Source organism: Klenkia sp. AC732 (assembly GCF_979256525.1).
In genome coordinates, this window is record NZ_CEEDOS010000012.1 from 1 (window position 1) to 22,849 (window position 22,849).

General features: G+C 75.0%; 24 protein-coding genes. 14 read left to right on the forward strand and 10 right to left on the reverse strand.

Annotated features, from left to right (window positions below; genetic code table 11):
- From AC0IVP_RS07425 to AC0IVP_RS07445, 5 genes are all read left to right on the forward strand, one after another.
- On the forward strand, window positions 1-284 hold a 284-nt coding region (locus AC0IVP_RS07425; protein ID WP_471755605.1), incomplete at its 5' end, for an LPXTG cell wall anchor domain-containing protein.
- Between the two features lie 17 nt (window positions 285-301).
- A complete protein-coding gene (locus tag AC0IVP_RS07430) occupies window positions 302-940 on the forward strand; it encodes a GNAT family N-acetyltransferase (RefSeq protein WP_471755607.1) in 639 nt (212 codons plus the stop codon).
- Window positions 941-1,206: 266 nt separating this feature from the next.
- Window positions 1,207-2,916 (forward strand): CBM35 domain-containing protein, encoded by a 1,710-nt coding sequence (locus AC0IVP_RS07435; protein ID WP_471755609.1) that lies wholly within the window; start codon window positions 1,207-1,209, stop codon window positions 2,914-2,916.
- A gap of 80 nt (window positions 2,917-2,996) precedes the next feature.
- The gene (locus tag AC0IVP_RS07440) at window positions 2,997-3,926 is read left to right on the forward strand and encodes a ribokinase (protein WP_471755611.1); all 930 of its coding nucleotides are present in this window, start codon (window positions 2,997-2,999) and stop codon (window positions 3,924-3,926) included.
- Between the two features lie 44 nt (window positions 3,927-3,970).
- Window positions 3,971-4,162, forward strand: a complete 192-nt coding sequence (locus AC0IVP_RS07445) for a hypothetical protein (RefSeq protein WP_471755613.1) — start codon at window positions 3,971-3,973, stop codon at window positions 4,160-4,162.
- Here the strand turns inward: AC0IVP_RS07445 and AC0IVP_RS07450 are convergent.
- The 8 genes from AC0IVP_RS07450 to AC0IVP_RS07485 all read right to left on the reverse strand — a co-directional run bounded on the left by AC0IVP_RS07450 (window position 4,159) and on the right by AC0IVP_RS07485 (window position 14,968).
- Window positions 4,159-5,784: an AMP-binding protein gene (locus AC0IVP_RS07450; protein WP_082557217.1), complete on the reverse strand. Its 1,626-nt coding sequence runs from the start codon at window positions 5,782-5,784 to the stop codon at window positions 4,159-4,161. The genes AC0IVP_RS07445 and AC0IVP_RS07450 overlap by 4 nt on opposite strands.
- An 11-nt stretch (window positions 5,785-5,795) precedes the next feature.
- Window positions 5,796-6,953 (reverse strand): acyl-CoA dehydrogenase family protein, encoded by a 1,158-nt coding sequence (locus AC0IVP_RS07455; protein WP_471755615.1) that lies wholly within the window; start codon window positions 6,951-6,953, stop codon window positions 5,796-5,798.
- The gene (locus AC0IVP_RS07460) at window positions 6,950-8,899 is read right to left on the reverse strand and encodes an acetyl/propionyl/methylcrotonyl-CoA carboxylase subunit alpha (protein ID WP_471755617.1); all 1,950 of its coding nucleotides are present in this window, start codon (window positions 8,897-8,899) and stop codon (window positions 6,950-6,952) included. The genes AC0IVP_RS07455 and AC0IVP_RS07460 overlap by 4 nt, the downstream gene beginning before the upstream one ends.
- 74 nt (window positions 8,900-8,973) lie before the next feature.
- Window positions 8,974-10,587, reverse strand: a complete 1,614-nt coding sequence (locus AC0IVP_RS07465) for an acyl-CoA carboxylase subunit beta (protein WP_471755619.1) — start codon at window positions 10,585-10,587, stop codon at window positions 8,974-8,976.
- Window positions 10,584-11,735, reverse strand: coding sequence for an acyl-CoA dehydrogenase family protein (locus tag AC0IVP_RS07470; protein WP_471755621.1), 1,152 nt, complete (start codon window positions 11,733-11,735; stop codon window positions 10,584-10,586). The genes AC0IVP_RS07465 and AC0IVP_RS07470 overlap by 4 nt, the downstream gene beginning before the upstream one ends.
- On the reverse strand, window positions 11,732-13,432 hold the full coding sequence (locus AC0IVP_RS07475; protein ID WP_471755623.1) for an acyclic terpene utilization AtuA family protein: 1,701 nt from the start codon (window positions 13,430-13,432) through the stop codon (window positions 11,732-11,734). Before AC0IVP_RS07475 ends, AC0IVP_RS07470 begins: the two co-directional genes overlap by 4 nt.
- Window positions 13,429-14,205 (reverse strand): TIGR03084 family metal-binding protein, encoded by a 777-nt coding sequence (locus AC0IVP_RS07480; protein ID WP_471755625.1) that lies wholly within the window; start codon window positions 14,203-14,205, stop codon window positions 13,429-13,431. The genes AC0IVP_RS07475 and AC0IVP_RS07480 overlap by 4 nt, the downstream gene beginning before the upstream one ends.
- A gap of 49 nt (window positions 14,206-14,254) precedes the next feature.
- A complete protein-coding gene (locus AC0IVP_RS07485) occupies window positions 14,255-14,968 on the reverse strand; it encodes a TetR/AcrR family transcriptional regulator (RefSeq protein WP_471755627.1) in 714 nt (237 codons plus the stop codon).
- Between the two features lie 68 nt (window positions 14,969-15,036).
- Between AC0IVP_RS07485 and AC0IVP_RS07490 the strand changes: the two genes are divergently transcribed.
- The 9 genes from AC0IVP_RS07490 (at window position 15,037) to AC0IVP_RS07530 (ending at window position 20,979) form a co-directional block, all read left to right on the forward strand.
- Complete coding sequence (locus AC0IVP_RS07490) at window positions 15,037-16,086, forward strand: TIGR03617 family F420-dependent LLM class oxidoreductase (protein WP_056300766.1); 1,050 nt, start codon at window positions 15,037-15,039, stop codon at window positions 16,084-16,086.
- 45 nt (window positions 16,087-16,131) lie between these two features.
- Complete coding sequence (locus AC0IVP_RS07495; RefSeq protein WP_471755629.1) at window positions 16,132-17,124, forward strand: metal ABC transporter solute-binding protein, Zn/Mn family; 993 nt, start codon at window positions 16,132-16,134, stop codon at window positions 17,122-17,124.
- Complete coding sequence (locus tag AC0IVP_RS07500; protein ID WP_082557219.1) at window positions 17,121-17,921, forward strand: metal ABC transporter ATP-binding protein; 801 nt, start codon at window positions 17,121-17,123, stop codon at window positions 17,919-17,921. Before AC0IVP_RS07495 ends, AC0IVP_RS07500 begins: the two co-directional genes overlap by 4 nt.
- Window positions 17,922-17,934: 13 nt before the next feature.
- Window positions 17,935-18,846 carry a metal ABC transporter permease gene (locus AC0IVP_RS07505; protein ID WP_056300562.1) on the forward strand — a complete coding sequence of 304 codons (912 nt, stop codon included), beginning with the start codon at window positions 17,935-17,937 and terminating at the stop codon, window positions 18,844-18,846.
- Between the two features lie 189 nt (window positions 18,847-19,035).
- Window positions 19,036-19,704, forward strand: a complete 669-nt coding sequence (locus tag AC0IVP_RS07510; protein ID WP_471755631.1) for a TetR/AcrR family transcriptional regulator — start codon at window positions 19,036-19,038, stop codon at window positions 19,702-19,704.
- A gap of 61 nt (window positions 19,705-19,765) precedes the next feature.
- On the forward strand, window positions 19,766-20,188 hold the full coding sequence (locus AC0IVP_RS07515; protein WP_471755633.1) for a hypothetical protein: 423 nt from the start codon (window positions 19,766-19,768) through the stop codon (window positions 20,186-20,188).
- Window positions 20,189-20,216: 28 nt separating this feature from the next.
- Window positions 20,217-20,495, forward strand: coding sequence for a lipopolysaccharide assembly protein LapA domain-containing protein (locus AC0IVP_RS07520; protein ID WP_471755635.1), 279 nt, complete (start codon window positions 20,217-20,219; stop codon window positions 20,493-20,495).
- A gap of 37 nt (window positions 20,496-20,532) precedes the next feature.
- Window positions 20,533-20,766 (forward strand): hypothetical protein, encoded by a 234-nt coding sequence (locus AC0IVP_RS07525; RefSeq protein WP_471755637.1) that lies wholly within the window; start codon window positions 20,533-20,535, stop codon window positions 20,764-20,766.
- A gap of 36 nt (window positions 20,767-20,802) precedes the next feature.
- The gene (locus AC0IVP_RS07530; protein ID WP_471755639.1) at window positions 20,803-20,979 is read left to right on the forward strand and encodes a hypothetical protein; all 177 of its coding nucleotides are present in this window, start codon (window positions 20,803-20,805) and stop codon (window positions 20,977-20,979) included.
- Window positions 20,980-21,022: 43 nt separating this feature from the next.
- Here AC0IVP_RS07530 and AC0IVP_RS07535 read toward each other — a convergent pair whose 3' ends face one another.
- Both AC0IVP_RS07535 and AC0IVP_RS07540 read right to left on the reverse strand, forming a co-directional pair.
- Window positions 21,023-21,631, reverse strand: a complete 609-nt coding sequence (locus tag AC0IVP_RS07535; protein WP_056300577.1) for a response regulator transcription factor — start codon at window positions 21,629-21,631, stop codon at window positions 21,023-21,025.
- The gene (locus AC0IVP_RS07540) at window positions 21,628-22,824 is read right to left on the reverse strand and encodes a sensor histidine kinase (RefSeq protein ID WP_471755641.1); all 1,197 of its coding nucleotides are present in this window, start codon (window positions 22,822-22,824) and stop codon (window positions 21,628-21,630) included. Before AC0IVP_RS07540 ends, AC0IVP_RS07535 begins: the two co-directional genes overlap by 4 nt.
- Between the last annotated feature and the right edge of the window lie 25 nt (window positions 22,825-22,849).

A 22,849-nucleotide genomic window follows, 5' to 3' on the forward strand; every position in this document is an offset into this window, starting at 1 on the left:
GTGTCGTGCCCGAGCCCACCGCGGCACCCGGCGCCCCCGCCCCGGACACCACGACTGCCGGCGCCTCCGCCGCCCCGGGCTCGCCGGGCAGCCCCCCCTCCGGCACGGCCGCGGCGGGCTCCGGGACCCCGGCAGCCACGGCGGCGGCCGGGACGGCCTCGGCCGGCTCGGCGCTGGCCACCACCGGCGTCGAGACCCTGCCGATGGTCGCCGCGGGCGCCGGCCTGCTGCTGGCCGGTGCGGGTGCGGTCGTCGCGGGCCGTCGTCGCGCCCGCCAGCACTGACAGTCCCCGCACCCACGATGACCCGTCCCGGTGGCTCGCTCTGGTACGCCCGCCACCGGGACGGCGACCTCGGGGTCCACGTGCTCACCGGCATCGCCTCCGACGCGTTCCCCGACGGCACCCTCGTCGACCTCCCCGGCGTCCCCGACCGGCCGCCGGGCTGGCAGGTGCAGGCCACCGTGCCGGTGGCCGGCCGGGTGCCGTCCCGGGTCGTCGTCTCCCGGGTCGTGCTGCCGCGGACCCCGCACCTGTGGTGCGTGCTGGTCCCGGCCGCAGCGGACCGTCCCGGGCGCCTGGACCTGGTCGGCTTCTCCACCGCCGACCACCCCGACGGCGCGGTCATGGGCCCGGACACCTTCACCGGCACCGGCATCGCCTGGTCCAACCAGGTCGGTGCCCTGCGCTGGGACCCGACGAGCGGCGTGGTCGAGCAGGTCTACGTCTCCCCCGCGCACCGCCGACTGGGGCTGGGCACCGCCCTCACGCTGGTGGCCGCCGGCATCCGGCGGTCGATGGACTGGGCGCCCCTGCGCAGCGATGGCCGGCTCACCGACCTGGGCGACACCTGGGCCCGGCAGGCGCCGGCCTGGTGGGCCTCGCGGGTGCCGCCGCGCACCGCCCACCTGCCGCCCATGACGCCGCCCGGCCCCGCCTGACCGCTGACGAACCAGCCGGCTGAACACCGAGACCAGCGGTATCGGTAAGACCGTGTTCTAGCGACTGTTTTCGCCCGGTTTTCCGCCCACTCCACCGCGCCACACCCGAGGTCCGGTCCGACTCGGGGGTTCCCAGCAGGCATTCCCCAGGACGTCTTGACGGTGACTCAACCCACACAGCAGGGTCACAGACGGCAATGACGCAATCGGTTTCGGTCACCTCGGCACAGCTCCGCGGGGCCCGGCCACCACCCTGAGGAGAGCCCGTGCAAAGACGCACGTCCGTCCTGACCGCCCTGGCCCTCGCCGTCGGGCTCGCGGTCACCACCCCCGCGAGCCCCGCCGTCGCGGCCGGCAACACGCTCACCGTCGACGTGGGCACGGCCGTCCGGCCGGTCACCCACGTCGGCGCCGGCGGCCTCTACTCGGTCGGGTCGGACTCCCGACCCACCACCGAGCAGCTGCTCCCGCTGAGCGTCAACCAGTTCACCCAGCCGCCGCCCGGCACCACCCACCTGGGCAACGGCGCGACCGAACCCTGCTGCTCGGGGCTCGACGTCGCCGCCAACATCACCCGGGCCGGCGGCCAGCAGTTCCTGCGCCTGCCCGACGTCTTCCCGACGTTCCCCTACCAGTGGACGTCCTGGGAGGACTGGGAGGGCAAGGTCCGCCAGATGGTCCAGGCCCGTCTCGCCGCCACGACCACGACGAACATCAACGGCTACGAGCTCTGGAACGAGCCCGACCTGACCTGGCAGCCCGACCGGGCCGGCCCCTACCTCGACGGCTGGACCCGCACCTACCGGCTGGTGGAGAGCCTGGACCCGGTCACCCCGATCGTCGGGCCCAGCTTCACCCGGTACGACACCGACAACATCACCAACTTCCTGCGCCACGCACGGGACACCAACACGCTGCCCGACGTGATGGTCTGGCACGAGCTCTTCGACATGGGTTGGACCGGCTTCGGTGACCGCGTCACGGAGTACCGCTCCATCGAGCGGTCCCTGGGCATCGCGCCGCTGCCGATCTCCATCAACGAGTACGGCTCCCCCAACCAGGTCGACATCCCCAGCGCCGCCGTGCACTGGCTGTCGGTCTTCGAACGCCACGACACGCGGGACGCGCAGCGGGCGTACTGGTACGAGGCGGGCACGTTCGACGGGCTGTTCACCACCTCCGGGCAGCCCACCGCCTCCTACTGGGCCTACCGCTGGTACGGGTCGATGTCGGGCAACGTCGTGCGCACCACCCCGCAGAGCTGGCTGGACGGGGTGGCCTCCTACGACGCCAGCCGGCAGGTCGTCACCACCGTCTTCGGCGGCGACTCCGGCAGCAACACCGTGCGGCTGACCGGTCTGGGGTCCTTCGGCTCCCAGGTCCGGGTGACCCTGGACTCGACCCCGGGCACCGGCCGCAACACCGCGGTCGCCGCCGCCACCCGGGTCTCCTCCACGACCTACCCGGTGGTGAACGGCGTGGTGACCGTGCCGGTGCAGGGCATGTCCGCCGAGAGCGCCTACCAGCTGGTCGTCACCCCGGTGAACGGCCCGACGACGCCGTTCCAACAGGTGTACGAGGCGGAGAACGCCACCGTCGTCAACGCCGCCACCCGCACCTCCCCGTCGGCCTCCAACGGGGCCTACGTCGGCGGCATCGACGGCAGCGGTGACGCCCGCCGGGACAGCTTCGTGGACTTCGTGGTGAACGTGCCCGAGGCCCGCTCGTACTCGCTGTCCATCCGCTACGCCAACGGCACCGGCGCAACGTCCACCCAGTCACTGGCGTTCAACGGCGGACCGTTCCGGACCGTGAGCTACCCGCCGACGGGCGCGTGGGGCTCATTCGGCTCGGCGGCCGTGACTGAACAGGTCACCCTGCGGGCCGGCTACAACGTCATCCGCCTGGCGAAGGGCTCCCCCTTCGCCACCGGTGGCACCGGGTTCGCCGAGCTGGACAGCATCACCGTCCGCTGACGCGACACCCGACGACGGGCCTCTCGACCACGGTCGAGGGGCCCGTCCCCGTCGCGACGGACACACCTAGGCTGCCCGGCGTGAGCCAGCCGAGCGTGACCGTCGTGGGCAGCCTCAACGAGGACGTCGTGGTGACCGTGCGACGGCTGCCCGGCCGCGGCGAGACCGTGATCGGCAGCGCCGTCGAGGTGCTGCCCGGCGGCAAGGGCGCCAACCAGGCCGCCGCCGCGGGCCGGCTCGGCGGGGGCGTGCACATGCTCGGCCGGGTCGGTGACGACGACGCCGGGGCCCGGCAGCTGGCCGCGCTGACCGATGCCGGCGTGGACGTGACCCGGGTGCACCGCACCGCCGGCGCCCCCACCGGGTCGGCCACCATCCCGGTGGAGGCCGAGGGCGGGGAGAACCTGATCGTCGTCGTCCCCGGTGCGAACGCCGCCCTGACCGCTGCAGACGTGGACGTCGAGCCCGTGCGCCGGGCCGGGGTCGTGCTGCTGCAGCTGGAAACCCCGATGCCCACCGTGCTGGCCGCGGCCCGGGCCGCCGGGGGCACCGTGGTGCTCAACCCGGCGCCGGCCCAGCCGCTGCCGGCGGAGCTGCTCGGCGTGGTCGACGTGCTGGTGCCCAACGAGCACGAGCTGGTGCAGCTGGCCGGGGCGGTGCCCGTGGCCCGCACGCACGCCGAGCTCGCGGAGCTGGCCCGTGGGCTGGCGGCGCGGTCGGTCGTGGTGACCCTGGGTGGGGACGGCGTCCTGGTGGTCCCGGCCGACGGGCCCGCCGTGCACCAGCCCCCGCTCGGCGTCGAACCGGTGGACACCACCGGCGCCGGGGACTGCTTCTGCGGCGCGCTGTGCCGGGCGCTGTCCGCCGGGCAGGAGCTGCCCGGGGCGGTGGGCTACGCGGCGACGGCGGCGGCGCTGTCCACCACCGGTCCCGGGGCGCGGGGCGGCCTGCCCGACGACGACGCCGTCCGCAGCGCGCTGGTCCGGCTGCCCGCCGCCCGCGCTGTCTGAGCCCTCGACGGTTGGCCCGCACACCCAGCGGGCAGGGGCAGGGCATGACCGAGACCACGCCCACGCACCCCGAGGACCCCGCCGAGGGCGCCGACACCACCAGCACCGACACCACCAGCAGCGACGGGGCCGGCCGCACCCCGCACCCGGACCAGCCCGCCGAGGGCGGCGACCCCGACACCGAGCAGCGCGCCTCCGACGGGCTGGACCCGGAGAACCGGGTCACCGGCATCTAGCCCTCGCGGACCCGCAGCTCCCGGCGCAGGATCTTGCCGCTGGGGGACTTGGGCACCACGTCGATGAACTCGACCCGGCGGACCCGCTTGTAGGGCGCGGTCCGCTCGGCGACGTGGGCCAGCACGTCGTCCTCGGTGAGCTGCGAGCCCGGCGCCCGGACGACGAAGGCCTTGGGCACCTCGTCGCCGCGCTCGTCGTACACCCCGATGACGGCGGCGTCGGCGACCTCCGGGTGGGCCAGCAGCACGGCCTCCAGCTCGGCCGGGGCGACCTGGTAGCCCTTGTACTTGATCAGCTCCTTGACCCGGTCCACGACGTGCCACCAGCCCTCGGCGTCGACAGTGCCGATGTCGCCGGTGTGCAGCCAGCCCTCGGCGTCGATGAGGGTGTCGGTCTCCTCCTGCCGGCCGAAGTAGCCCTTCATCCGCTGCGGGCCGCGGATCCAGATCTCACCGGGCTCGCCGTCACCGACATCGGCACCGGTGGCCGGGTCGACGAGGCGGCCCTCGGTGGAGGGGAACAACCGGCCGATGCTGGCCGGCGGGGCGTCGGCGGCCAGGCCGTCGGGCACCAGGTGCGTGCCCGGGGACAGCTCGGTCATCCCGTAGGCCTGGCCGACCTCGCAGCCCAGCCGGGCCGCGGCGGCGCCGGCCAGGTCGCCGTCCAGCGGGGCCGCGGCCGACATGAGGAACGTCAGTGCGGAGAAGTCCCGGCCCTCCACGGCGGGGTGCTTGGCCAGCGCCAGCACCACCGGCGGCGCCACGTAGGCCCGGGTGATCCGGTGCTGCTCCAGCACGTCGAGGAACTGGGTCAGGTCGAAGCGGGGCAGCACGACGACGGTGGCGCCGTGCCGCAGCGGCAGGTTCATCAGGATCGTCATGCCGTAGATGTGGAAGAACGGCAGGACGGCGATGACCCGGTCGCCCTCGTCGACCCGGTGCAGCGCGTGGATCTGAGCCAGGTTCACCCCGATGCTCGCGTGGGTGAGCATCACGCCCTTGGGCAGGCTGGTGGTGCCGCTGGAGTAGGGCAGCACCGCGACGTCGCTGCCGGCGTCGACGGGGACGTCGGGCACCGGGCCCTCGGAGTCCAGCAGCTCGGTCACGCAGCGGTGCCCCTCGACCCGGTCACAGGTCCACACCGGGCGGTCCCCGGCGGCCTCCACCGCGACCGGCAGCAGCGCGCCGACGGTGACCACCAGCGAGGCCCCGGAGTCGCTGAGCTGGTTGGCCATGTCCTTGGCCGTGGTCATCGCCGACAGCGTGGTGACCGTGGCGCCGGCGCGGCTGGCCGCGTAGTAGACGACCGGGTACAGGACCGTGTTCGGGCTGTGCAGCGCGACGACGTCCCCGGGCCGGACCCCGACCTCGGCGAACCCGGCGGCCATCCGGTCGACCATCGAGGCCAGCTGGGCGTAGGTGATGGTGTCCCCGGTGATCCCGTCGACCAGCGCCGGGTGGTCCCCGCGGGCGGCGGCCCCGTCGAGCACCAGCCGGTGGATGGGCTCGGTGGGGACGGCGACCGGGGGCTGGTCGGACAGCAGCACCCGGCCCGCGGACGGCGTCGTGCGGCGGGGCGGGGCGGTGGGCTTGCGCACCTGACCGGCGGGCTCGATGGGCATGGTCTGGCCTCTCAGTAGGACCGGGGCAGCTGGAGGTCGTGCTGGGCGATGAAGTTCAGGACCATCTCCCGGCTCACCGGGGCGATCCGGGAGAAGCGGGAGGAGGTGATCAGCGCACCGATGCCGGTCTCCTGGGACAGGCCGGACCCGCCGTGGGTCTGCACCGCGGCGTCCACGGCGTGCACCACGGCCTCGGCGGCGGCGTACTTGGCGCTGTTGGCCGCCGACGCCGCGTCCGCGCCGGTGTCGATGAGCCAGGCCGCCTTGAGCGTCATCAGCCGGGCCAGCTCGACCTCCACCTGGGCGGCGGCCAGCGGGTGCGAGACGCCCTGGTGCGCACCGATCGGGGTGCCCCAGACCCGGCGGTCCCGGGCGTAGGCGGCGGCCTTGGCCAGCGCCAACCGGGCGGTGCCCAGCGAGTAGGCCGCACCCATCACCCGCTCGGGGTTGAGCCCGGCGAACAGCTGGGCGATCCCGGCCTCGGGCGAGCCGACGATCGCGTCGGCGGGCAGCCGGACGTCGTCCAGGAAGAGCTGGAACTGGTGCTCGGGGCTGACCAGCTCCATGGGGATCGGCGTCCTGGACAGTCCCGGCGCGTCCACCGGGACGACGAACAGCGCCGGCCGCAGCGTGCCCTTGGCCGAGTCCGCCAGCTTGGCCACGACGAGCACCGCGTCGGCGACGTCGACACCGCTGATCCACACCTTCTGGCCCGACAGCACCCACCCGTCGCCGTCCCGGCGGGCCACGGTGGTGATCTCGTGGCTGTTGGAGCCGGCGTCGGGCTCGGTGATGGCGAAGGCCATGGTCAGCGACCCGTCGGCGATGCCGGGCAGCCAGCGGTCGCGCTGCTCGGGGGTGCCGTAGCGGGCGATGATCGTGCCGCAGATGGCCGGGCTGACCACCATCATCAGCAGCGGGCAGCCGGCCGCGCCGAGCTCCTCCAGCACGATCGACAGCTCGACCATGCCGCCGCCCCCGCCGCCGTGCTCCTCGGGCAGGTTGACCCCGAGGAACCCGGCCTTGCCGGCCTCGTCCCACAGCGCCCGGGTGGTCCCACCGGTGCGGGACTGCTCCAGGTACCAGGAGTGCCCGTACCGGGAGGCCAGGTCGGCGACCGCCGCGCGCAGGTCGCGCAGCTCGTCGCCCTCGTCGAAGTCCAGCGTCACGTCGTCTCTCCGCTCTCCAGGACGGTGAGGACCGCGCCGGCCTCCACCTGGGCGCCGACGGCCACGTCCACGCTGACGACGACGCCGTCGGCGGGTGCGGTCACCGGGTGCTGCATCTTCATCGCCTCGAGCACCAGCAGCCGCTGGCCCGCCGTCACCCGGTCCCCGACGCCCACGTGGACGGCGACGACGGAGCCGGGCATCGGGGCGACCAGCGATCCCGCGGCGACCGCGGTCGAGGGGTCGGGGAACCGGGGCAGCACCCGCAGCGCCACCGACCAGCCGTCGCCGTCGACCCACACGTCGTCCCCGTGGACGGCGACGGCCAGCCGGCGTTCGACGCCGTGCACGGCCAGCACCACCTCGTCGGGCCCGGCGGACACCAGCTCGACGCCCTCGGGGCCCTGCAGGCCGTCGCGGGTGAGCCGGTAGCTGACCTCGGCCGTCTCGAACGCGGTCCGCTGCGGCTGGGAGGCCACGTTGCGCCAGCCGCTGGGCAGCCCGCCCAGCACGACGGCGTCCCGGCGTCGGGCGGCGGCGAGCCCGAGCGCGGCGGCCAGCGGGGCCAGCACGGCCTCCTCCTCGCCGGCCAGCGGCGCGGCGAGCGCATCCAGGCCGTGCCGGTCGAAGAACGCGGTGTCGGTCTCCCCGGCCAGGAACGCCGGGTGCCGCAGCGAGCGGACCAGCAGGTCGCGGTTGGTGGTCGGGCCGTGCAGCCGGGCCCCGGCGAGCGCCGCCGCGAGCCGGGCGGCGGCCTCGGCCCGGGTGGGCGCCCAGGACACGACCTTGGCCAGCATCGGGTCGTAGTGCGTGGACACGGCGCTGCCGGCGACCACTCCGGCGTCCACCCGGATGCCGGGGCCCGGCGGCACCGCGAACGCCGTCCCCGGGACGTCGAAGCCGTGCACCGGCCCGCTGACCGGCCGCCAGTCCTGCGCCGGGTCCTCGGCGTACAGCCGGACCTCGATCGCGTGCCCGGTCGACGCCGGGGGCTCCGCGGGCAGCCGCTCCCCGGCGGCGATCCGCAGCTGCCAGGCGACCAGGTCCAGGCCGGTGACGCACTCGGTGACCGGGTGCTCCACCTGCAGCCGGGTGTTGGTCTCCAGGAAGAAGAAGGCCCCGTCGTCCCGGACCAGGAACTCGACCGTGCCGGCCCCGACGTAGTCGATGGCCCGGGCCGCGGTGACGGCGGCCCCGCTCAGCGCGGCCCGCAGCTCCGGCGTCACGAACGGTGACGGCGTCTCCTCGACCACCTTCTGGTGCCGGCGCTGCAGCGAGCACTCCCGCTCCCCCAGCGACCAGACCGTGCCGTGCGCGTCGGCGAGCACCTGCACCTCGATGTGCCGGCCGGCCTCGACGTAGGGCTCCACGAACACGGTGGGGTCGCCGAACGCCGACGCGGCCTCGGCGCGGGCGGTCCCGATCTCGGCGTCCAGGTCGGCCAGCGCGCGCACGACCCGCATCCCGCGGCCACCGCCCCCGGCCGAGGCCTTGACCAGCACCGGCAGGTCGGCCTCGGTGACCTCGTCCAGCTGCAGCACCGGCACCCCGGCGGCGGCCATCAGCGCCTTGGCCTCCACCTTGGACCCCATCGCGTCGATCGAGGCGGGCGGCGGGCCGATCCAGGTCAGCCCGGCGTCGAGCACGGCGCGGGCGAAGTCGGCGTTCTCGGACAGGAACCCGTAGCCCGGGTGCACCGCGTCGGCGCCGGAGGCCTCCGCCGCGGCGATCAGCAGGTCGGCGCGCAGATAGGTGTCGGCCGGCGTCGCCCCCGGGAGCCGGACGGACCGGTCCGCCTCGGCCCGGTGCGGGCTGCCGGCGTCCGGGTCGCTGTAGACCGCGACGGTCCCGATGCCCAGCTCCCGGCAGGTCTGGAACACCCGCCGTGCGATCTCCCCCCGGTTCGCCACCAGCACCCGCGTGACCGGCCCTCCGCGCCCTGGCATGGGATCCCCCGCATATCGCTGAGCGCGTGATCCGTATGCGGGGGATCCCATGCCATCGCGCGGGGTGGAGGCGGTCACGGGCGGAACACCCCGTAGGCGGGGGTGCCGTGGCCGGCGCCGGTGCCGGCGACCTCGCCGGACGCGATCGCGGACAGGCACATCCCGAGCACCGTGCGGGTGTCGCGCGGGTCGATGATGCCGTCGTCGTAGACCCGGCCGGACAGGAACTGGGGCATCGACTCCGCCTCGATCTGGGCCTCGACGGCGGCGCGCATCGCGGCGTCGCCGTCCTCGTCGAACGGGGTGCCGCGGGACTCCGCCGCGGCCCGGGCCACGATCGAGAGCACGCCGGCGAGCTGGGCCGGGCCCATGACAGCGGACTTCGCCGTCGGCCAGGCGAAGAGGAAGCGCGGGTCGAACGCACGGCCGCACATGCCGTAGTGCCCGGCGCCGTAGGAGGCGCCCAGCAGCACCGACAGGTGCGGCACCCGGCTGTTGGAGACGGCGTTGATCATCATCGCGCCGTGCTTGATGATCCCGCCCTGCTCGTACTCCCTCCCGACCATGTAGCCGGTGGTGTTGTGCAGGAAGAGCAGCGGGGTGTCGCTGGCGTTGGCCAGCTGGATGAACTGGGTGGCCTTCTGCGCCTCGGCGCTGAACAGCACGCCCTGCGCGTTGGCCAGCACGCCGACCGGGTGGCCGTGGATGCGCGCCCAGGCGGTGACCAGCGAGGGCCCGTAGCGCGGCTTGACCTCGTCGAGGTCGGAGTCGTCGACGACCCGGGCGAGCACCTCGCGGGGGTCGAAGGGCTGGGACAGGTCGGTGCCGACGACGCCGAGCAGGTCGTCCTCGGCGTACCGCGGGGGGACGACGGCCGCGGGCGCCGGCCCGCGCTTGCGCCAGTTCAGCCGGGCGACGACCCGGCGGCCGATCCGCAGCGCGTCCACCTCGTCGACGGCGACGTGGTCGGCCAGCCCGGACACCCGCCCGTGCATCGCGGCACCGCCCAGGGACTCCTCGTCGGCGACCTCGCCGGTGGCCATCCTCACCAGCGGCGGGCCGCCGAGGAACACCTTCGCGCCGCCGTCGACCATCACCACGTGGTCGCTCATGCCGGGCACGTAGGCGCCGCCGGCGGTGGAGTTGCCGAAGACGATCGCGATCGTCGGGATGCCGGCCGCGGACAGCCGGGTGAGGTCGCGGAACATCTGCCCGCCGGGGATGAAGATGTCCTTCTGGGTGGGCAGGTCGGCACCGCCGGACTCGACCAGGCTGACCAGCGGCAGCCGGTTCTCCCGGGCGATCTGCATGGCGCGCAGCGTCTTCTTCAGCGTCCACGGGTTGCTGGCCCCGCCGCGGACCGTCGGGTCGTGGGCGATCACGACGACCTCGACGCCCTCCACCACGCCGACGCCGGTGACCACGCTGGCGCCGACGGTGAAGTCGGTGCCCCAGGCGGCCAGCGGGGAGAGCTCCAGGAACGGGCTGTCGGCGTCCAGCAGCAGCTCGACCCGCTCCCGGGCCAGCAGCTTGCCCCGCGTGCGGTGCCGGGCGACGGCCTTCTCCCCACCCCCGGCCACAGCACGGGCGTGCTCGTCGTCCAGCGCGCGCAGCGCGGCGAGCACCGCGGTCCGGTTGGCGGCGAACTGGTCGCCGGCGGTGTCCAGGGTGGAGCGGAACACGGTCATGCGGGGGCCTCCGAGTAGCCGAGGAGCCGGCCGGCCAGGTCGGTGAGCACCTCGGTGGCGCCGCCGCCGATGCCGAGGATCCGGACGTCGCGGTAGTGCCGCTCCACCTCGGAGTCGCGCAGGTAGCCCATCCCGCCGTGCAGTTGGACGGCCTGGCTGCAGACCCACTCCCCGGCGGCGACGGCGGCGTTCTTGGCCAGGCAGGCCTCGGCGGCGACGTCCTCCCCCGCGGCGTGCCGGACGACGACCGAGCGGGTGTACGTGCGGGCCAGCTCGACCCGGGAGTGCATCTCGACCAGCCGGTGCACCACGGCCTGCCGGCCGGCCAGCGGGACGCCGAACGTCGTCCGGTCCCGGGTCCAGGCGCGGGTCAGCGCCAGCGCGCGGTCGGCGACGCCGTAGGCGTGCACGGCCAGCGCCAGCCGCTCGGTGACGAACTGCCGGGTGATCTGGCCGAACCCGCCGCCCTCGGGGCCGACCAGCTGGGACGCCGGCACCCGGACGCCGTCGTAGGCCAGCTCCGCGGTGTCCGAGCAGTGCCAGCCCATCTTGGGCAGCGCCCGGGAGACGGTGAAGCCCGGCGTCCCGCGGTCGACGACCAGCAGGCTGACCCCGCGGGCGCCCGGGCCCCCGGTGCGCACCGCGGTGGTGACGAAGTCCGCGCGGGTGCCGCTGGTGATGAAGGTCTTGGTGCCGTCGACGACGAAGGAGTCCCCGTCCCGGACCGCGCGGGTGCGCAGCGCGCCGACGTCGGAGCCGGCGTCGGGCTCGCTGACCGCCAGCGACCCGATCAGCTCCCCGGCCAGCGTGGGCCGGACGTACCGCTCGACCAGCTCGGGGTCACCTGCGGCGACCAGGTGCGGCAGCGCGATGGAGTGCGTGAACAACGCCGCCAGCAGCCCGGAGGACGCCCCGGCCGCCAGCATCGCCTCCATCACGGTGACGACGTCGACCAGGTCGCCACCCTCCCCGCCGACTTCCTCGGGGAAGCCGATGCCCAGCAGCCCGGCGTCGGCGGCGGCCCGGTGCAGCTCGCGCGGCACCGCGCCGGCGGCCTCCCAGGCGTCCAGGCCGGGCAGCACGTGCCGCCGCACGAACCCCGCCGCGGACTCCCGCAGCTGCACCCGCTCCGCCGACTCCCAGCTCACAGCAGGTGCTCCGGGATCTCCAGCTCGCGCCCGCGCAGCCACTCGCCGACCGCCTTGCCCTGCGGGTCGAACCGGGTGCTGGCGGCCACCCCCTGACCGAGCAGGCCCTCGACCACCACGTCCACGGCGCGCAGGTTGGGCAGCGGGTGCACGGTGACCGGCAGGTCCGCGGCCTCGGGCAGCAGCTCCCGGACGACGTCGGGGGTCAGCGCGGCGGCCAGCCAGGCGGCGCCCTCGTCGGTGCGCGCCCAGAGGCCGATGTTCGCCGTCCCGCCCTTGTCGCCGCTGCGGGCCCGGGCGACCGCACCCAGCGGCGCCCGCCGGGTCGGACCCGGCTCCACGGACGGGGCGGGGACGGCGGGCAGGTCGGCCAGCGGTGCGGTGACCGCGGGCGGTGCGACGTCGACCCGGGTGCCGTCGGCCAGCACCGCGACGTGCGGCACCGCGGTCTGCGGCACGTAGGCCGGCGTGTAGACGCCGTACGCCGAGCCCGAGCCGGGCGGCGCGGTCAGGTGGAAGCCCGGGTAGGAGGCCAGCGCCATCTCCACCGCGGCGCCGGAGAACGCCCGGCCGACGACGTCGGCGCTCGGGTCGGTGGCCTGGGCGCGCAGCAGCACGCTGGCGCCGGCCTCGGTGTCGGCGTCCGGGCGCTGCACGCCGACGGTCGACCAGACCAGCTCGGCCGGGCGCGGGTCCAGCGCGGCCTCGAACTGGGCCCGGGCCAGCGCCGCCTTGACCTGGATCCGGTCGCCGGTGAGCACGAAGGTGACCTCGTTGCGGTGTCCACCCAGGGCGTTCAGGCAGACCTTGACGTCCGGCGGCGGCGCCTCGCCGCGCACGCCGGACAGCAGCACCCGGTCCGGGCCGTCCGGGGTCAGCCGCACGGTGTCGAACCGGGCGACGGCGTCGGGCCCGGCGTACCGGGCGCCGGTGATCTCGTAGAGCAGCTGCGCGGTGACGGTGTCGACGTCGACCACGCCGCCGGTGTCCGGGTGCTTGGTGATCACGCTGGACCCGTCGGCGCGCAGCTCGGCCAGCGGGAAGCCGGGGTGCAGCAGCTGCTCCAGCGGGTGCTCGTCGAAGGCGGACAGGTTGCCGCCGGTGGCCTGGGTGCCGCACTCCAGCACGTGCCCGCAGGCCATCGCGCCGGCGATCGCGTCGTGGTCCTCCCGCCCCCAGCCGAAGTGCGCGATGCCCGGGCCGACGACCAGCGAGGCGTCGGTGACCCGCCCGGTGACCACGACGTCGGCGCCCGCGCGCAGGCACTCGGCGATCCCGAAGGCGCCCAGGTAGGCGTTGGCGGTGATCGGCTCGCCGAACCCGAGCTCGGACGCGCGGGGCAGCAGGTCGTCGCCCTCGACGTGCGCGACCGCCGTCGGCACGCCGAGCCGGTCGGCCAGCGCCCGGACCGCGTCGGCCAGCCCGGCCGGGTTGGTGCCGCCGGCGTTGACCACCAGCCGCACCCCGCGGTCCCGGGCCAGGCCCAGGCACTCCTCCAGCTGCGCCAGGAACGTGCGGGCCCAGCCTCGGGAGGCGTCGCGAGCCCGGTCCCGGCCCAGGATGAGCATGGTCAGCTCGGCCAGGTAGTCCCCGGTCAGCACGTCCAGCGGCCCGCCCTCGAGCATCTCCCGGACGGCGGCCCGCCGGTCGCCGTAGAAGCCCGACGCGTTGCCGACCCGCAGCACCGGCGGCGTCACCGGGCCTCGCTGCCGGCGCCGGGCTCGCCGGCGAAGGCCTGGGCCACGGCCATCCAGCGCTCGGCGGCCGGTCCGGTGGTGACCAGCGCGAGCGAGGCGAGGGGACGGCGCTGGGTGACCCGCAGGCAGAAGTCCAGCGCCGGACCGGTCACCCGGTCGGCCGCGGACTCCTCGCCCCAGCTCCACACCGCCCCGGACGGCGCGACCAGCTCGACCCGCACGTCCCCGGTCGGGGCCGGCAGGCCGTGCTGGGCGTGCGCGAAGCTGCGGGTGACCACGCCCAGGTGCGCGACCGCCCGCAGCCGGTCGGTGGCCGAGACCGGCAGCCCCAGCGCGTCGGTCACGTCGACGCCGTGCGCCCAGGTCTCCATCAGCCGGGCGGTGGCCATCGAGGTCGCGCTCATCGGCGGGCCGTACCAGGGCAGCTTCTGGCCCGGGGGGACCGCCGCGAGCGCCGCGGCCAGAGCGGCGCGCCCGGTCCGCCAGCGGTCCAGCAGCTCGGCCGGGGGGACGGCGGCACCGGCGGCGGCTTCCTCGTCCACCAGGCCCTCGGTGTCGGGCAGGGCCAGGAAGGCGTCCGGGTCGGTGCCGGCCAGCGCGGCGACGTCGTCGGTCCAGGCGAGGTGGGCGACCTGGTGGGCGACCGTCCAGCCGGCGGCCGGGGTGGGCGTGGCCCAGCCGGCGTCGTCCAGGCCGGCGACCACGTCGTCCAGCGCGGCACTCTCCGCGGCGAGGTCGGCCAGCAGCCCCTCGAGCAGTCCTCCGGCAGCCATCCCGACCTCCTCGCCGCGACGTGAGCGGAGTCACTGACCGCCCGTACGGTCAGCTTGTCGGGTGCCCCGGTCCGCCGTCAAGGGCATCGGCCGCCCGACCTGCGGCGAGCGCCTCGTCGACCACCGCCACGACCGCACCGGAGGGGTCGGCCAGTGCGGCCGCCCGCCCCGGGTCGGCCAGCACCCCACCCAGGAAGGTGTCCACGTAGGAGGCCGCGACCTCGGCGACCGGCAGCGACCCGGCCGGGTCGAACCAGGTCCACATCCAGTGCACCGAGCCGAACACCTGCAGGGTGCGCAGCCGGTCGTCGCCGGGGCGGAACACCCCGGCGGCCACCCCGTCGGCGAGCACCCCGACGACCAGCCCGCGGTACTCGTCGCGCAGCCCGCGCGAGGTCTCCATGCCGGCGGCGTCGGCGAACCGGCGGACCTCGCGCTGGAAGGCGACCGTCGCCGTCCGGTCCACCACCTGGTAGCGGACGCCCAGGTGCAGGAAGGCGGCCAACCGCTCCGCCGGGTCCGCCAGCGCGTCCCACACCACCCGGACCTCGGCCAGCCGGCGGCGCATGTAGGTCTCGTGCAGCTCGGTGAGCAGCTGCTCCTTGGTGCCGAAGTGGTGCACGATCGTGCCCTTGCTCATCCCGAGCCCTGCGGCCAGGTCACCGAAGTTGGTGCCGTCGTAGCCCCGCTCGGCGACCATCGCGGTGAAGGCGGCCAGGATCTCCCCGCGCCGGCTGTCCCGCCGGACCGGCATCGCGCTCATGGGGGCTGACCGTACGGACGGACGGCGGTCGCTGGCCAGCAGCGTCACCCGTGCGGCAGAGTCCGGTCATGCTGCTGGACGCGTCACTGCTGACCGCCGGGACCGACGACGTCGCGGGCACCGCACGCCGGCTGGAGGAGCGGGGGTACGCCGGCGTCTGGGCCTCCGAGGTCGCCCACGACCCGTTCCTGCTGCTGCACGCCGCCGCACTGTCCACCGAGCGCGTCCAGGTCGGCTCGGCCATCGCGGTGGCCTTCGCCCGCTCCCCCATGACGGTGGCGTACACCGGCTACGACCTGCAGCGGTACAGCCGCGGCCGGTTCGTGCTGGGGCTCGGGACGCAGGTCAAGGCGCACGTGGAGCGGCGCTTCTCCATGCCGTGGAGCTCCCCGGCCGCCCGGATGCGGGAGTACGTCGGCGCCCTGCGCGCGATCTGGGCCTCCTGGGAGGACGGCACCCCGCTGCGCTTCCGCGGCGAGCACTACCAGCACACCCTGATGACGCCGACCTTCACGCCGCCCCGGCACGAGTGGGGTCCGCCGCCGGTGCACCTGGCCGCGGTCGGGCCGCTGATGACCCGGGTCGCCGGCGAGCTGTGCGACGGCCTGCTCGCCCACGGCTTCACCACCGAGCGCTACCTGCGCGAGCGGACGCTGCCGGCCCTGCAGGAGGGACTCGAGACCGCCGGCCGCTCGCGCGCGGAGGTGCAGGTCAGCCTGCCCGGCTTCGTCGTCTCCGGCCGGGACGACGCCGAGCGGACCCGGGCCGCGGACGCCGTCCGGGCGCAGATCGCCTTCTACGGGAGCACCCCCGCCTACCGCCCGGTGCTGGAGCTGCACGGCTGGGGCGCGCTGGGTGAGGAGCTGCACGCGCTGTCCACGTCCCGCCGGGAGGACAAGTGGGAGGCGATGGCCGCCCTGGTGGACGACGAGGTGCTGGGCACGTTCGCCGTCGTCGCCGAGCCCGGGCAGGTCGGCCCGGAGGTGCTGCGCCGCTTCGAGGGCGTCGTGGACCGGTTCAGCGTCTACAGCGGTGCCGGGCTGCCGATGGAGGTGTGGGACCCGGTGCTGGCGGCCCTGGGCCGACCCCCGCTGGAGCCCCCGTCGACGGCCGGGTGATACTGGTTCTGAGAATCATTCCCGGCATCACCCAGGAGTCCCATCGTGTCCCGCCGTTCCACCGTCCTCGCCGTGCTGGCCGCCAGCTCCCTGGGCCTCGCGGCCTGCTCCTCCGACGGCTCGGGCGGTGCCAGCACCGCTGAGGCCGACGCCGCCAACTGCCCCGGCGACGTGCTCGACGTCGTCGTGTCGGTCGACCAGTGGGGTGACGTCGTCCAGGCGCTGGGCGGGGACTGCACGAACGTCACCACGGTCATCAACTCCACCGCCGTGGACCCGCACGACTACGAGCCGACCACCGGGGACATCGCTGCCTTCGAGGGCGCCGACCTCGTCGTCGTCAACGGCGCGGACTACGACCACTGGGCCTCCGACGCGGTGCAGAACCTGGACCCGCAGCCCGTCGTGGTGGACGCTGCCGAGGTGGTCGGCATCGAGGAGGAGCACGCGGAGGACGAGCACTCCGAGGACGACGGCCACGCCGAGGGCGAGGAGGGCCACGGTTCGGTGAACCCGCACCTCTGGTACTCCCCCGAGTACGTGCAGCAGACCGCCGACGCCGTGACCGCCGAGCTCAGCGACCTCTCCCCCGACGCCGCGGACTACTTCGTTGACCGGGCCACCGCCTGGACGACGGACCTGCAGCCCTACACCGACGAGCTGACCACGATCGAGGGCCTGGCCGCGGGCAAGACCTACGCGGCCACCGAGACCGTCTTCGACTACACCGCGGCCGCCGTCGGGCTCACCGACGCGACCCCCGAGGGCTACCGGGACGCCGCCAGCAACGAGAGCGACCCGGCCACCGGCGACGTCGCCGCCTTCGAGGCCGCCCTGGCCGACGGCAGCATCGACGTGCTGGTCTTCAACACCCAGACCGAGGGCTCCGTCCCCGACCAGCTGCGCAGTGCCGCCGAGGCCGCCGGGGTCCCGGTCGTCGAGGTCACGGAATCCGTGCCCTCCGACGACGGTTCCTTCGTCCAGTGGCAGCTGTCCCAGCTGCAGCAGCTCGCAGACGCACTCGGTGGGGGTCAGTGACGCAGGCACACCCGACGGCGACCCCGTCCGGCCCGGGCTCCCCCGCCCTGGTGCTGGACGGGGTCTCCGTCGTCCGCGGCGGGCGCACCGTCTGGTCCGAGGGCACCCTGGCGGTGCCGGCCGGCTCGGTCGTCGGGGTCATCGGCCCCAACGGCGCGGGCAAGACGACGCTCTTCCAGGTCGCGCTGGGCCTGCTGCCGGTGGCCGGCGGACGCGTCGAGGTGCTCGGCGCCCCGCCCCGGCGGGGCAACCGGCGGATCGGCTACGTGCCGCAGAACTACACCGCCGCCCTCGGTGAGGCCGTGCGCGCCCGCGACCTGGTCGCCCTGGGCCTCACCGGCAGCCGCTTCGGAATCCGGCGCAGCACCCCCGCGGAGCGCGCCCGGGTCCAGGACGCCCTGCGCCGGGTGGGGGCCGCCGACTACGCCGACCGGCGGATGAGCGAGCTGTCCGGCGGCCAGCAGCAGCGGGTCGCCATCGCCCAGGCCATCGTCGACGACGCCGACCTGCTGCTGCTCGACGAGCCGCTGGCCAACCTGGACCTGCGCAACTCCCACGAGATCGTCACGCTGCTCGGTGAGCTCCGCCGCGAGCGCGCGGTGACGATCATGGTCGTCGCGCACGACCTGAACCCGCTGCTGCCGGTGCTCACCGACGCCGTGTACCTGCTCGACGGTCACCCGCACCACGACCCCATCGGCGAGGTCGTGACCGAGGACCTGCTCACCCACCTCTACGGCACACGCGTGCGCGTCGTGCGGACCGCCCAGGGTGACCTGTTCACCCGCAGCGGCTGAAGGGAACACCCCCGTGCACCTCGACGTGCTGGCCGCCGTGCAGTTCCAGGACAACTGGCTGCAGGTGCTGCAGACGACCTTCATGCGGCACGCCTTCCTGGGCGGCTCGATGGTGGCGGTCGCCGCCGGCCTGATGGGCTACTTCGTCATCACCCGGCAGAACGCCTTCGCCGCCCACGCGCTGGCCCACATCGGGTTCCCGGGTGCGACCGGGGCGATCCTGGTCGGCGCGCCGGTCACCCTGGGCCTGGCCGTCTTCTGCGTCGGCGGCGGGCTGCTCATCGGCCTGTTCGGCAAGCGGGTGGCCGAACGCGAGATCGCCACCGGCACCATCCTCGCCTTCGCCACCGGACTGGGGGTGCTGTTCGCCTCGCTGGCCACCGCGAACGCCAGCACCACCACCAACGTGCTCTTCGGCAACCTGCTGGCCATCGGGCGCGACCAGCTGTGGGTGTTCGGCGGGTTCACCCTGCTGGTCGTCGTCGCGCTGGCCGTCATCGCCCGGCCGCTGGTCTTCGCCTCGGTCGACCCGGCCGTCGCCGAGGCCCGCGGGGTGCCGGTCCGCGCCCTGGGCGTCGCCTTCGTGGTGCTGCTGGCCCTCACGATCACCATGGCCGTCCAGGTCGTCGGCACGCTGCTGCTCTTCGCCCTGGTCGTCACCCCGGCCGCGGCTGCGCTGCGGCTCACCGCCCGGCCCAGCCGGGTGGCCGCGCTGGCCGTGGTGTTCGCGCTGGTGTCGGTGTGGGTGGGCCTGGTGCTCTCCGCCCTGGTGAACCTGCCGCCCAGCTTCTTCGTCGTCACGATCGCCGTGCTGATCTGGGGCGGGGTGCTGCTGGCCACCCGCGACCGGCACGAGGTGCGCCCGGGCCGGGACGCCGACACCGCCCACGGTGCGCTCCCGCGGGTCCCCGAGCACACGCACTGACGTCTGCCCGCCGACCTCCTCGCGCGTTGTCGGCAGTCCGTCGCCAGGTGTGACGGACCGGTGTCACACGAGCCCCAGGGACCCCCTCGAACCCGGGTGGCACAGGGGTCCACGTGACTCTCAGTCGCGAGTCCGACACACCGGCGTGCCGTGAACTGCTCCGTCACGTCCGCGTGCACCATCGACGACGTGACCGCCGCACTCGCCTTCGACGCCAGCGCCGACCTCTCCCTCGGCTCCCTCGCCGCGGAACCGCACGGCGCCCCCGTGCCGGTGCGCCGCAGCCGGGCCGAACGGCAGGCGATCGTGCTGGACACCGCCGAGCGGCTGTTCGCCGGCCGCAGCTCGCGCAGCGTCGGCATGGACGAGCTGGTCCGCGAGACCGGCCTGGGCAAGATGACGGTGTACCGGCTCTTCAAGAGCAAGGACGACCTCGTCGGGGCCTACCTCTCGCGCAAGGCCGCCACCCTCCTGGGCTTCATCGACGCCCAGCTCGGCCACTTCGCCGAGGACCCGCGGGGCGCGCTGATGGCGATCGTCGACGTCGTCGAGCGCGACGTGACCCGCACCGGCTTCCGCGGCTGCCCCTTCACCAACGTCAGCAGCGAGTACGACGACCCGCAGCACCCGGCCCGCTCCGCCGCCGCGGACTACAAGTACGAGCTGCACATGCGCCTGGTGCACCTGGCCGAGGAGCTGGTGCCCGGCGGTGGCGACGACCTGGCCGCCCAGCTGCACCTGATCATCGACGGGATGCAGCTCTCCGGTGGCCTGCTGGGCCCCGACGGCCCGGCCAGCCACGGCCGCCAGCTCGCCGAGCGGCTCATCGACGCGGCCAGGGCCACGCCCCACGCCTGAGACCGCAGACACCGGCCGGCGCCGGGGCTTGAGGCCGGTCCCGACGGGGCACGGTGCCGTCGTGACCGACCGATCCCGTCCGGAACTGGACGACACCACCGTCGAGGCGCTCGGCAAGCTCTCCGAGGCCCTGGAGACCGTGGAGCAGGCCCGCGGCTTCCTCTACGCCTTCCACCAGCTCTCCGGCAAGGCCGACATCCTGCTCGGTGAGTCCCTGGACTCCTTCCGCGAGGCCGGCGCCACCGCGCTGGCCGACGACCTCGAACGCGACCTGCTGGGCCGCAACGTCGTCGCCGACCGGTGGACCTTCCAGCTGGTGGAGGACTACGACGCCGGCTACTGGTCGACGTTCCGCGACTTCGACGCCCGGGCCCGGGACGAGCTGGCCGGCGGTGACCGGCACGTGCTCGAGGCCCGGATGAAGCAGCGCGAGCGGACGCCGGGACACCCGCGGCACGAGGCCGGGCCCGCGCTCGAGGACTGAGTGGCCGGACCCGGCTCCGGGCCCCAGCATGGACGCCGTGACCAGCCCCGCGACCGACCCGACCACCCCGCAGACCGCCCCCTCGCGCAGCCGCCGCAGGACCGCCGGGGCGACGCTCAGCGCGGTGCTGCTGGTCGCGCTCACCGTGGTGCTGGTGCTCTTCGTCGTCTTCAACACCCAGTCGGTCACCGTGTCGCTCGTGTTCGGGGAAGTACAACTGCCGCTGGTCGTCGCGCTGGTGGCCGCCGCCGTCCTGGGTGGGCTGATCGCCGCGCTGGTCGTCCTGCGCGCCCGTCGCCACCGCTGACCCGCATGACCCTCGCGACGGCGGGCACGAGGAACGCATGAGCGATCCCCAGGGCAGCGAGAGCACCACCCCGCCGATCAGCGAGGAGACCAGCGCCGCCGGCAGCGGGGGCGACCTCGCCACCAGTGGTGACGACGACGACACCGCCGGTGTGCACGACGGCGTACCGCTCACCCGGGAGGCGGCGCTGCAGCGCGACGACCCCGACGACGACCTGCCCGCCCGGGGCGCCGACGACGTCACGGCCAGTCAGGAGTCCGGCCCCTCCTGAGGTGTGCGCGGGCGACGGAGTGGGCAGCGGACCGGCATGACCGACCCGATCACCGACCCGGCCGACTCCCCGCGCAACGACGAGAACCTGGTCGACGGCCGTCCGGGCGACGACGCCCCGGACCTGGGCGCGACCGACACCGGCGACCCCACGCTGACCACCGACGACGAGGCGCAGGCCGACGACCGGGAGATCCAGCCCGGCAACAGCTGAGCGGAGTGCGGGGGCGCAGGGACCCTGCGCCGTCACCCTCCGGTCAGATCCAGCCGTGCCGGCGGGCGGCGTCGACGGCGGCGTGCCGGTTGGGGGCACCCAGCTTGGTGGCCGCCGCCGACAGGTGGTTGCGCACCGTGCCCGGGGACAGGTGCGCCCGGGCGGCGATCTCCTCGACCGGCGCGCCGCCGGCGGCCAGTTCCAGCACGTCGGCCTCCCGCGGCGTGAGCGGGGAGTCCCCGGCGCTGATCGCCTCGGCGGCCAGCTCCGGGTCGACGTAGCGCCCGCCCCCGTGCACGGTCCGGACGACGTCGGCGAGCACGGCGGCGTTCACCGTCTTGGGCAGGAACCCCCGCACCCCGGCCTCCAGGGCCCGCTTGAGGTGCCCGGGCCGACCGTGCCCGGTGACGATCACGACCCGGCAACCGGGCAGCACGGTGCGCAGCTCCCCGGCCACCGAGATGCCGTCCCGGTCGGGCATCTGCAGGTCCAGCACGCAGACGTCGGGGGTGTGCGCCCGGGCCATCGCCAGCGCCTCGGCGCCCGACGCCGCCTGGGCGACCACCTCGACGTCGTCCTCCAGGCCCAGCAGGGCGGCCAGCGCGGAGCGGATCAGGTTCTCGTCGTCGGCCAGCAGCACGCGCACGGTCACGCCGGCACCCCCGCCCGGACGGTGAACCCGGTGTCCGCCGGGCCGGCCTCCAGACGACCCCCGCCGGCGGCCAGCCGCTCGGCCAGACCGGTCAGCCCGTTGCCCCAGCCGGTCGGCGCGCCTTCACCGTCGTCGTGCACGGTCAAGATGGTCCCCCCGGGGTCCTGGGTGAGGGTGATGTCGCAGCGGCCGGCCGAGGAGTGCCGCAGCACGTTGGTCACGGCCTCCCGGACCACCCAGCCCAGCAGCTCCTGGGTGGCGGCCGGCACGGCAGCGACGTCGTCCTCACCGGTGACGGTGGTGGTGACGCCGGCCGAGCGCAGCACCGAGCGCGCCCCGGCCAGCTCGGAGGCCAGGTCGGTGGCCCGGTAGCCGCGGACCACCTCGCGGACCTCCCGCAGCGAGGACTCGGCCAGCGAGCCGACGCCGTCCATCTCCTCGGCGGCGCCGTCCCGGCCGCGGCGGGTCAGCTCGGCGGCCAGCTGGCTCTTGACCGCGATGGCCGAGAGGTTGCGGCCCATCACGTCGTGCAGGTCGCGGGCGAAGCGCAGGCGCTCCTCGGCCACGGCCAGCTGCAGCTGCACGCCGCGGGTGCGGTCCATCTCCTGGACCACCTCGAGGATCCAGACGGTGAACCGGAACGCCGAGGCCACCGCGACCAACGCGATGGCGATCGCCACCCCGGAGGCGACGGCCGGGCCGGGGAGGGCGCCGTCGACCAGCGCGACACCCGTGGCCAGCGCGCCGCAGCCCAGCGACGCCCAGGTCAGGCGGCGCATCGACCAGGTGACCGACAGCGCCATCAGCACCGCCCCGCCGAGCATGCCGACGGCGCCGGGGGCCGAGGGCGTGGGCTCCGGCCCGCCGGTGACCGCGGCGACGGCGACCACCGCGGTCAGCCCGGCGACCGTGCCGACCACGGCGAGCTGGCCGGCCGTCGGCATGCTGGCCGGCGCCGCGGCCCGGGCGTCGAGCCCTGCGCGGGTCAGCCAGGTGCAGGCCAGGGCGGTGGCCACGGTGCCCACGACCAGCAGCAACGGCAGCACCAGGCCCGACGCCGACCAGCCGGGGGCGACGGCGAAGAGCAGCAGCGGGGGCAGGCCGAGGTACGCGGCGTAGTAGGACCACCGGGTGTAGAGCTCGATCCGCTGCGGGTCGGTGCGCGTGCGCCACCAGCGCGAGACGGTCGGCACGGCGCTCATGCTGCCGTACCGACCG

Excerpts from the sequence above, each read along its gene's own strand:
- AC0IVP_RS07430 (WP_471755607.1), top strand. The coding sequence starts at position 302 with ATGACCCGTCCCGGTGGCTCGCTCTGGTACGCCCGCCACCGGGACGGC.
- AC0IVP_RS07445 (WP_471755613.1), top strand. The coding sequence starts at position 3,971 with ATGACCGAGACCACGCCCACGCACCCCGAGGACCCCGCCGAGGGCGCC.
- AC0IVP_RS07450 (WP_082557217.1), bottom strand. The coding sequence starts at position 5,784 with ATGCCCATCGAGCCCGCCGGTCAGGTGCGCAAGCCCACCGCCCCGCCC.
- AC0IVP_RS07460 (WP_471755617.1), bottom strand. The coding sequence starts at position 8,899 with ATGCCAGGGCGCGGAGGGCCGGTCACGCGGGTGCTGGTGGCGAACCGG.
- AC0IVP_RS07465 (WP_471755619.1), bottom strand. The coding sequence starts at position 10,587 with ATGACCGTGTTCCGCTCCACCCTGGACACCGCCGGCGACCAGTTCGCC.
- AC0IVP_RS07480 (WP_471755625.1), bottom strand. The coding sequence starts at position 14,205 with ATGGCTGCCGGAGGACTGCTCGAGGGGCTGCTGGCCGACCTCGCCGCG.
- AC0IVP_RS07485 (WP_471755627.1), bottom strand. The coding sequence starts at position 14,968 with ATGAGCGCGATGCCGGTCCGGCGGGACAGCCGGCGCGGGGAGATCCTG.
- AC0IVP_RS07490 (WP_056300766.1), top strand. The coding sequence starts at position 15,037 with ATGCTGCTGGACGCGTCACTGCTGACCGCCGGGACCGACGACGTCGCG.
- AC0IVP_RS07520 (WP_471755635.1), top strand. The coding sequence starts at position 20,217 with ATGGACGCCGTGACCAGCCCCGCGACCGACCCGACCACCCCGCAGACC.
- AC0IVP_RS07525 (WP_471755637.1), top strand. The coding sequence starts at position 20,533 with ATGAGCGATCCCCAGGGCAGCGAGAGCACCACCCCGCCGATCAGCGAG.
- AC0IVP_RS07530 (WP_471755639.1), top strand. The coding sequence starts at position 20,803 with ATGACCGACCCGATCACCGACCCGGCCGACTCCCCGCGCAACGACGAG.